This is a genomic window from Bacillus sp. JJ1127, from assembly GCF_036965845.1.
In the GTDB taxonomy this organism is placed as follows: domain Bacteria; phylum Bacillota; class Bacilli; order Bacillales; family Bacillaceae_G; genus Bacillus_A.
The window spans coordinates 4212-13697 of record NZ_JBALQK010000019.1 but is presented as its reverse complement, the minus strand read 5'-3'; the positions used below and the strand labels follow the sequence as shown (position 1 = coordinate 13697).

10 protein-coding genes are annotated in these 9486 nt (G+C 36.7%); 7 read left to right on the top strand and 3 right to left on the bottom strand.

Going from position 1 to position 9486, the window contains the following annotated elements; translation table 11 throughout:
- The first annotated feature begins 124 nt into the window (after positions 1–124).
- Genes V7183_RS02630 through V7183_RS02620 form a run of 3 tightly spaced genes read left to right on the top strand, consistent with a single transcriptional unit; the run spans position 125 to position 2968 of the window.
- Positions 125–1300, top strand: coding sequence for a M20 family metallopeptidase (locus V7183_RS02630; RefSeq protein ID WP_335358611.1), 1176 nt, complete (start codon positions 125–127; stop codon positions 1298–1300).
- 1 nt (position 1301) lies between these two features.
- Positions 1302–1499, top strand: a complete 198-nt coding sequence (locus V7183_RS02625; protein WP_097896439.1) for a DUF3311 domain-containing protein — start codon at positions 1302–1304, stop codon at positions 1497–1499.
- Positions 1496–2968: a sodium:solute symporter family protein gene (locus V7183_RS02620; protein ID WP_335358610.1), complete on the top strand. Its 1473-nt coding sequence runs from the start codon at positions 1496–1498 to the stop codon at positions 2966–2968. The genes V7183_RS02625 and V7183_RS02620 overlap by 4 nt, the downstream gene beginning before the upstream one ends.
- A 183-nt stretch (positions 2969–3151) precedes the next feature.
- On the opposite strand, the gene V7183_RS02615 is transcribed toward V7183_RS02620, so the two are convergent.
- Genes V7183_RS02615 through V7183_RS02605 form a run of 3 tightly spaced genes read right to left on the bottom strand, consistent with a single transcriptional unit; the run spans position 3152 to position 5506 of the window.
- Positions 3152–4552, bottom strand: coding sequence for a nucleoside recognition domain-containing protein (locus V7183_RS02615; protein WP_335358609.1), 1401 nt, complete (start codon positions 4550–4552; stop codon positions 3152–3154).
- Entirely contained in the window at positions 4530–5252 is a 723-nt protein-coding gene (locus V7183_RS02610; protein WP_335358608.1) for a FeoB small GTPase domain-containing protein, read from the bottom strand. Before V7183_RS02610 ends, V7183_RS02615 begins: the two co-directional genes overlap by 23 nt.
- Positions 5249–5506 (bottom strand): FeoA family protein, encoded by a 258-nt coding sequence (locus tag V7183_RS02605; RefSeq protein ID WP_097896432.1) that lies wholly within the window; start codon positions 5504–5506, stop codon positions 5249–5251. Before V7183_RS02605 ends, V7183_RS02610 begins: the two co-directional genes overlap by 4 nt.
- Positions 5507–6020: 514 nt before the next feature.
- Between V7183_RS02605 and V7183_RS02600 the strand changes: the two genes are divergently transcribed.
- The 4 genes from V7183_RS02600 (at position 6021) to V7183_RS02585 (ending at position 9473) form a co-directional block, all read left to right on the top strand.
- Entirely contained in the window at positions 6021–6923 is a 903-nt protein-coding gene (locus V7183_RS02600; RefSeq protein ID WP_141523262.1) for a phosphate ABC transporter substrate-binding protein PstS family protein, read from the top strand.
- Between the two features lie 71 nt (positions 6924–6994).
- Positions 6995–7885, top strand: coding sequence for a phosphate ABC transporter permease subunit PstC (gene pstC / locus V7183_RS02595; RefSeq protein ID WP_141523263.1), 891 nt, complete (start codon positions 6995–6997; stop codon positions 7883–7885).
- Between the two features lie 2 nt (positions 7886–7887).
- Positions 7888–8805, top strand: a complete 918-nt coding sequence (gene pstA, locus V7183_RS02590) for a phosphate ABC transporter permease PstA (protein ID WP_097896427.1) — start codon at positions 7888–7890, stop codon at positions 8803–8805.
- A gap of 140 nt (positions 8806–8945) precedes the next feature.
- Positions 8946–9473: an AAA family ATPase gene (locus tag V7183_RS02585; protein ID WP_335358607.1), complete on the top strand. Its 528-nt coding sequence runs from the start codon at positions 8946–8948 to the stop codon at positions 9471–9473.
- Positions 9474–9486: the final 13 nt, after the last annotated feature.

Below are 9486 nucleotides of genomic sequence, written 5' to 3'. Positions count from 1 at the left end.
AATGGATTTATATATATTAAGTGAAAATCTCGATTTAAATAATTAATTATTCTGAATATTATTTATTTAATTTTTGATTCGAGCTATAATAACATTTAACTTAGTGAAGAAAGGAAGAGGATAAATGGGCAAATTCAAAGATATCATTCTTTATAAAGAACAATTGGTGAAATGGAGAAGGCATTTTCACAGATATCCAGAGTTATCTTTTCAAGAAGAAAAAACATCTCAGTTTATATATGACATACTTCAAACAATTCCTCACCTAGAAGTCTCACGACCAACAAAGTATAGCATTATGGCAAGGTTAATTGGTGAAAAGCCAGGAAAAGTTATTGCCATTCGTGCAGATATGGATGCACTTCCGATCCAAGAAGAAAATCAATTTGAATTTGTTTCGGAAAATCCAGGAGTGATGCATGCTTGTGGGCACGACGGTCATATTGCAATGCTTCTTGGTACTGTATATGCGCTCGTAGAACAAAGAGAAAAAATTCGTGGTGAAATTCGTTTTCTATTTCAACATGCTGAAGAAAATTTTCCAGGTGGTGCTGGGGAAATGGTTGCTGCAGGCGTAATGGAAAATGTGGATTATATTATCGGAGCACATCTTTGGGCTTCATTAGAAGTTGGGAAAGTTGGTGTGATTTATGGCCCAGCGATGGCAGCACCTGATGTGTTTAAAATTACAATAGACGGAAAAGGTGGACATGCAGGTATTCCTCATGAAACAGTCGATAGTATTGCCATTGGAACGCAAGTAGTTACGCAGCTTCAACAAATTGTATCGCGCCTGACGAGCCCATTAGATTCTCTTGTTCTATCTGTAACGCAGTTTCATGCGGGTACAACGCATAATGTAATTCCTAAGCAGGCGGAAATTGAAGGTACAGTAAGAAGTTTAAAGCATGAATTACGAGAACAAACTGCGCAGCGGATTGAAAGTATTGTGAAGCATATTACAGAAGCATATGGTGCAACGTATCGTTTTTCTTATGAATATGGTTATCGTCCTGTTGTAAACGATGAATGGGTCACACAAATTGTAGAAAATGCAGCACTAAAGCTTTATGGAAGAGAACGAGTACGCAGGTTACAACCTACGATGGCAGGTGAAGATTTTTCAGCCTTTTTACAAAAGGCACCGGGTACGTTTTTCTTCATTGGTGCTGGGAATACAGAAAAAGGAATTATATATCCACATCATCATCCTCGTTTCACGATTGATGAAGATGCCCTGCCGATTGGAGTAGAAGTTTTTGTTACATCTGTTTTGGAGCTTATGAGAAAAGGAGAATAGGATGAAAAAAATACACGTGCTAGCACTTATTCCAGTCCTTTGTTTAGTTGTTGGACCCGTATTTACAAACTCAGTTACCCCTTATGTATTTGGGATGCCATTTTTATTGTTTTGGATTTTACTTTCTGTATTTATTACATCTTTTTGTATGGGACTTCTGTATTGGCTAGACCCTGTGAATAAGGGGGAAACGGAATGACAGCACTTATCATTATTACTTTGTTTTTGTGTTTTTCTTTATTTTTAGGAATTCGCGCACAGCGTGGAAAAGATATGAATTTAGAACAATGGTCTGTCGGCGGGAGGGGCTTTGGAACAATTTTTGTTTTTCTTCTTATGGCAGGCGAGATTTATACGACTTTTACATTTTTAGGCGGCAGCGGATGGGCGTATAGTAAAGGTGCTCCTACCTTTTATATTTTAGGATACGGCGCGTTAGCGTATATTTTATCTTATTTTTTATTGCCACCAGTTTGGAAATATGCAAAACAGCATGGGCTTATCTCACAACCGGATTTCTTTACAAAAAAATATAGTAGTAAGGTACTTGGAATTATTGTATCGATTATTGGCGTTGTTTCTATTATTCCGTATCTTGTATTACAGCTAAAAGGATTAGGGATCATTGTCTCAGAAGCTTCGTATGGAAAAGTATCACCGGTTTTTGCAGTTTGGATCGGTGCGATTACGATTACGATATATGTGATGATTTCTGGTATACATGGCTCTGCTTGGACAGCAGCATTAAAGGACATTATGATTTTATTTATCGTTATGTTTCTAGGGATATATTTACCGTATCATTATTATGGAGGCTTTCAACCGATGTTTGAAGCGGTAGAAGCAGCAAAACCAGGGTTTTTAGCTTTACCTGAGGAAGGAATGAGTATTTCCTGGTTTGTTTCTACTATTATATTAACAGCATTAGGGTTTTATATGTGGCCGCATACATTTGCTTCAGCTTTTTCAGCAAAAAGTGCAAAAGTCTTTCGGAAAAATGCGGCGATTATGCCATTGTACTCTTTAGTGCTGCTTTTTGTATTTTTTGCTGGCTTCGCTGCTATTTTACAAGTACCAGGATTAAAAGGAGCGGATGCAGATTTATCGTTATTCCGCCTTGCTATTCAAACCTTTGATCCGTGGTTTATTGGTATTATCGGTAGTGCGGGATTGCTAACAGCCCTAGTTCCAGGGTCTATGCTTGTTATGGCAGCTTCCACATTACTTGCAAAAAACATTTATCAGGTTCTTGCGCCGTCCGTATCAGACCAGCAAGTTGTGAGGGCTGCTAAATTATTTGTTCCTGTTGTTACACTTGTTGCTGTATTTTTTACATTTAAAGGCGGGGAAACAATTGGGGCGCTTCTTCTTATGGGATACAGTATTGTTACACAGTTGTTTCCTGCATTAGTTTGCAGTTTATTCCACCGTCAATTTATAACAAAACAAGGGGCAATTGCTGGAATGGTAGTGGGATTATTCATCGTAGCTTATATTACATTGTCCGGCTCGACATTAGCTAGCATGTTTCCATCCTTTCCTCAATATATTAAAGATTTAAATGTAGGGATTGTTGCCTTAGGGGTAAATAGTATTGTCATGTTAGTAGTAAGTATGGTGACTAAAAACATTGAAGTGAAACACAATTCTACGGTGGTAGAGAAATAATAGTATGCAGTGAAAAAAGCTATCTCACTTTGGTGAGATAGCTTTTTCACTGCATGTATTTTTCTGAGATGGAGAAATTTTAGCAAAGTAAAGAAGTTGGGGGGATAAAAGGTTTGTAAAAGCCCGATTGATGGGGGAATAATCAGTGGAAGGTGAAGTCGTACCACTGATTAAAGTTTCACCTTATACAAGCCCTAACCAATGTACCAATTGCGATGTGAGGAATGTAACAACAATGGCGATAACAGTAGGGATTACAAACGATAGAAATGTCCATTTCGTGCTCTTTGTTTCTTTATATATGTTAACCAATGTTGTGCCGCACGGGAAATGAAGAAGGGAGAACAACATTGTGTTTAACGCAGTTAACCAAGTCCAACCATTCTCTAAGAATAAGTTTTTAATTTGATTAAAATCATCTATTTCAGTTAAAGCACCAGTTGATAAATAAGACATTAACAAAATTGGGATAACAATTTCGTTGGCAGGCAAACCAAGAATAAATGCGGCTAGAATAAATCCGTCAAGACCTAGGAGCTTAGCGAATGGATCTAAGAAATTTACAAAATACATAAGTAAGCTTGTGTCACCAACAAAAATATTTGCTAACACCCAGGTGAAGACAGCGGCAGGTGCTGCTACAATTACTGCGCGTTTTAAAACATATAGTGACTTATCAAGTGTTGAACGTATAATTGTGTTCAAAATTTTAGGTTTACGGTATGGTGGTAATTCTAACGTATAGTGAGTTGGAACACCTTTTAGAGCGGTTTTTGATAATACCCAAGATACGCTTAATGTGACAATAATGCCAATCATAACCATGCCGACTACAACACCTGCTGTAACAAGAGTTTGCATACTACCTGTATATCCAGCAGCCATAAATAATGATGCCATTAAGATTAAAGTAGGCCAGCGCCCGTTACATGGAACAAAGTTATTTGTTAAAATCGCTAGCATACGTTCGCGTGGCGATTCGATAATACGTGTTGACATAATGGCAGCGGCATTACACCCAAATCCCATTGCCATTGTTAATGATTGTTTTCCGTGTGCGCCAGCACGTTTGAATAGACGATCCATGTTAAATGCCACACGTGGTAAGTATCCGTAGTTTTCTAATAAAGCAAACATCGGGAAGAAAATAGCCATAGGTGGTAACATAACGCTAATAACAGCTGCGGTACCACGGAATAAGCCAAGAATTAAGATGCCGTGTAACCATTCTGGTGCATGCATTGCTTGGAACCAAGCTGTTAAATGACCTTCTGCCCACCCGAAAAATTCAGCAATCATATCAGACGGCACGTTCGCTCCTGCGATTGTAAGATAAAAAATAATAGATAAAATTCCGAGCATAATTGGAAATCCAAAAATAGGAGAAGTGAAAATTTTATCTAGCTTCTCTGAGCGATATAATTTATTGGTGTTTGTGTATTGAACCGCTTCCTTACAAATACTTGCGGAAGTTCGATAAATATCACTTACAATATCATCTCGTATATCCTCTTTAGTAAGTCTTTGTGCGTGTTGAACGATATAATCTAATGGAAGAGCCTTACTGGCTGAGTGAGATTCCATTTATTATGACCTCCCTTACAAGCGGTTCTTTATGATGTTTTTGAAGTGTAGCTAGAAAGTTTTTATCCCCATCTAGTATTCGTAGTGCAATCCAGCGTGCAGGATATGTATCGCCGAATACTTTATGAATTTGAGGTTCTAATTCTTGAATCATATTTTCAATTTTTTCATTGTAAGTAATTTGAACTGGTGTAGGAATTAATTTTTTGTTAGCAACTTTAGCAATTACATTTAGTAAAGGTCCAATTCCGACACGATTTCGAGCTGAAATTTTGACCACAGGTACACCAAGAGATTTTGCTAATTTCTTTTCATCGATGACAATTCCTTTTTTTTCTGCTTCATCTATTAAGTTAATACAGACTATAACGTCGCTAGTCATTTCCATTACTTGTAATGCTAAATTTAAATTCCTTTCCATTGCAGTTGCATCTACAACTACTACGGTTACCTCGGGTTTTTCAAAAATAATATAATCCCGTGCTACTTCTTCATCTACAGAGTTTGAATATAGAGAGTATGTTCCAGGTAAATCAATTACCGTATATATACTTCCGTTATGCTCATATTCCCCTTCTGCTTTTAATACAGTTTTTCCGGTCCAGTTGCCTGTATGTTGTTTTAATCCTGTTAATGTGTTAAATAATGTGCTTTTCCCGGTATTCGGATTTCCGGCTAGCGCAATGCGATGGTTGTTCATGCTAAATCATCTCCTATTAATACTCCAAAAATAAGGGAACTTTCTTCACTACGCAGTGCAATAGTCGTATTGCTTACTTGATATGCAATTGGATCTCCAAGTGGGCTTCTTTGCAATACTTTAATGGTAGCCCCCGGAATAAAGCCTAAATCTAATAGACGTCTTTTCATAGTTCCTTCTAATTGTATCTTCTCGATTTGTACAAACTCCCCTGTTCGGAATGTAGAAAGGGGTTTGGTATTAGCCGATACCATAAAAGTTACCTCTTCTCTATTTTTTTAGTGTTAGTTCAAAAAGTTTACCTAAGGAAACTTTTTTCTACTAACATAGTAGACTACATTGGATGATGTTGTCAATTAGTACTTTAAAAATATTCAATTATTTTTAGAATTGTTCCAACTTATTTTGCTGAGGTGAAAAATATTACTGAAATTATGTGGGATAAATGTGGAGTGAAAGCTATAAACTTCAAAAAAATGAAGAGATTTGTAAATGTATTTTTAACATAAGTAGCGAAAACAAGAATTTTATTTACAATACATTTACATTATTAAAAGTAAATTTACAATACGAGCAATTTTGCGTGGATTCTTTTGGTTTTTCTTATAAAAAGAGTTGGGATATATGGGTTTTTAGGCTTATGTCCTCTATTTACTTAAAATTAAAAATTGCTTAACACTAACACAATATTATTGTCCTACAATGAATTTGTGTTCGAAAGAAGTAGGGAAATAAGAAAAAGTGATAATCCAAATGGGGGTACAAGACATGGTCATGAAAAAGGGTATTAAACTTTCGTTAGCAGCATTAGTTGTTGCGGGTGCTTTAGTTGGGTGCGGGAAATCAGAAAGTACAGATAGCAAAGACACTGCTAAAGGTAGTAACGATGCAAAACAAGAATTATCCGGTACAATTGCGGCGGCTGGTTCTACAGCTCTTCAACCGCTTGCAGAAGAAGCTGGTAAAAAATTCATGGAAAATAATTCTAAAGTTTCTATTCAAGTACAAGGTGGCGGTAGTGGAACAGGGATTAACCAAGTAGCTTCTGGTGCGGTTCAAATTGGTAACTCTGATGTTCCAGCTGCAGATAAAATAAAAGATCCTGAGAAAGCGAAAGAATTAGTAGATAATAAAGTGGCGGGTATCGCATTTGCACTTGTTGTAAATAAAGATGTGAAGGTTGACAATTTAACTGTGAAACAAGTACAAGATATCTTCAGTGGAAAAGTTACAAACTGGAAAGAGTTAGGCGGTAAAGATGAGAAAATTAATGTAGTAAACCGTCCGGCATCTTCTGGTACACGCGCTACATTCGAAAAAACAATCATGAAAGATGTAAAGATTAATGATGGAACAGGTACAACACAAGATTCTAATGGTGCAGTAGAACAAGCGATCAACTCTACTCCAGGTTCAATTAGTTATCTTGCGATGTCTTATATGGTTGGCGATAAAAAAGATGCATTACAAACTGTAAAAATTGATGGTGCAGAGCCAAAAGTTGAAAATATCTCTTCTGGTAAATACCCATTCTGGTCTTATGAGTACATGGTAACAAAAGGGGAAGCGAAAGAAGCTACAAAAGCTTACATTGATTATGTAAAAGGTAAGGATTTTGAAAAACAAGTGGAAGATATGGGTTACATCCCAATGTCTAAACTAAATAAGTAAAATATTTAATGGGGCTGGCTGAGAGGCCAGTCTTGTTCATTTCAATATATGAAGTGGGGTTATGACCTGTGATGAAGGGGAAGAAACAAATTAATTACGTAAAGAGCGAATATATCGGAAGAGCACTCGTTACATTTTGCGGTATATTTATTGTTCTTGTTACATTAGCAATTATTGCATTTATTTGCGGAAAAGGAATTCAATCTTTTACGCAAAGTGGTATTTCGCTTTCTGAAATGCTGACATCAACGAAGTGGAATCCAAATGCTGATCAAGGTTCATTTGGTGCTGTAATATTTATTGTAGGTTCGACACTTGTTTCGTTAGGTGCGGTTATTATTAGTGCACCAATTGCGCTAGCTCTTGCAATCTTTATGAATTTAATTTCACCGAAATTTGGTAATAGAGTGTTGAAGCCTGTTTTAGAATTACTAGTTGGAATTCCTTCAGTTGTATATGGATTGCTGGGGGTTACTATTTTAGTTCCTCTGTTACGTGATTCGTTTGGTGGAGTTGGTTTTAGTTTAATAGCAGGTATTATTGTGCTAAGTATTATGATTTTACCTACTATTGCTAGTATTGCTTCTGACGCAATTCGTTCTGTTCCATTCGATTATTTGGAAGCCTCATATGGTTTAGGTTCGACGAAATGGCAAGCGATTAGTCGTGTTATTGTTCCAGCTGCAAAAAAAGGGATTTTAACAGGGTTAGTTCTAGGGTTAGCGCGAGCTTTTGGTGAAGCGTTAGCTGTTCAAATGGTAATTGGGAATACTGTTAAATTACCTGAAGGAATCTATAGTCCAACGGCGACATTGACGGGTATTTTAACGATGGATATGACGAATACATTAAATGGTACTGCCTGGAACAATGCTTTATGGACATTGGCGATGATATTACTTGTTATTTCATTCCTATTTATTTTAGTAATTCGAGCGATTGGTCAAAGAGGTGAACGATAACGATGAATGCAAGGACAGTAAATAAGATTTGGACGGGTGTTTTATATACAGTTGCAGTGCTTGTAGTAAGTTTACTTGTTTTCTTAGTGTTTGAAATTTTACAAAAGGGTTGGGGTTTTTGGGACCCTAGCTTCCTGTTCGGGGAACCAAGTAATACAAGAGCAGGAGGAGGAATTGGTCCTCAGTTATTCAATTCTTTTTATATGCTTGTTATAACGCTTGTTATATCTATTCCTCTTGGATTAGGAGCTGGAATCTATCTAGCAGAGTATGCAAAGCAAGGTCGCTTTTTAAGTTTTGTTCGTTTATGTATTGAAACGATGGCGTCATTACCTTCTATTGTTGTTGGGCTATTTGGTTTATTAGTATTTGTGACAATGACAGGTTGGGGGTACACAGTAATAGGTGGTGCTCTTGCTTTAACAATCTTAAATTTACCTGGTTTAACTCGCGTTTGTGAAAGTGCAATCACAGAAGTTCCGCATAATGTGAAAGAGGCGAGTCTTGGGCTGGGGGCGACAAAATGGCAAACGATTGTGCGGATTATTCTTCCGTCATCATTGCCTCAAATTATTACGGGGATTATTTTAGCTGCGGGACGTATATTTGGTGAAGCAGCGGCTTTAATTTATACAGCGGGTTTAACATCACCAATTTTAAATTCTGCGGCAGATTTTTCAAGTCCTGCACATCCGTTAAATCCATTTAGACCAGCTGAAACATTAGCTGTTCATATTTGGAAATTAAATTCTGAAGGAATTATTCCAGATGCAAAATTAATTGCAACGAAATCAGCAGCCGTATTAATTATTATGGTATTACTGTTCAATATTATTGCTCGTTTTATTGCATCTGTACTTCATAAACGTTTTACAGGAGCGAAGAAATCTCGTAAAACAACAAAAGCAAAAGCAGCTTAAAAATGTAAAGTTGGAATAAGGGCCTCCTGTTTTTAACAGGAGGCCCCTTTGTATGGTGATCCGGAGGAGAAGAAAAGGAATGTGCTGATGAAATGTTGTATATATAAATACTGAAGTGAAAAGTAGGAAGGGTGTTTTTTATGTTTTTTCTTCAAATGGCTGGTTTTCCGGGTTCGGGAAAATCAACACTTTCTAGATGTATAGCAAAAAATACAGGGGCAATTGTTATTGATCATGATATTGTAAAAACGGCCTTGTTGGAATCGTTCGAAACCAATCAGATTGAAACGAATCGTACTGGTGGGATTTCCTACGATGTTGAATGGGCGTTAATAGATTTTCACTTATCCCTAGGGCATAGTGTAATATTGGATAGTCCGTGCCTTTATACAGAAATGGTGGAAAAGGGGGAAATGTTGTCTAAGAAACATCGAGTAACATATAAATATGTTGAATGCTATCTCGATAATATGAAAGAAATTAATAACAGGTTGAAAATTCGAGAACGAATGATAAGTCAAATTGAAAAAGTGGAATCTGAAGAAGGATTTAAAAAATGGTTAGATGGCAGTAAAAGGCCATCTGATTTTACATATCTTATTGTAGATTCTGGACAACCGTTAGAAGATTATGTAGATGAAGTGATGACCTATATATACATCGATTAAAAAACCGACATAA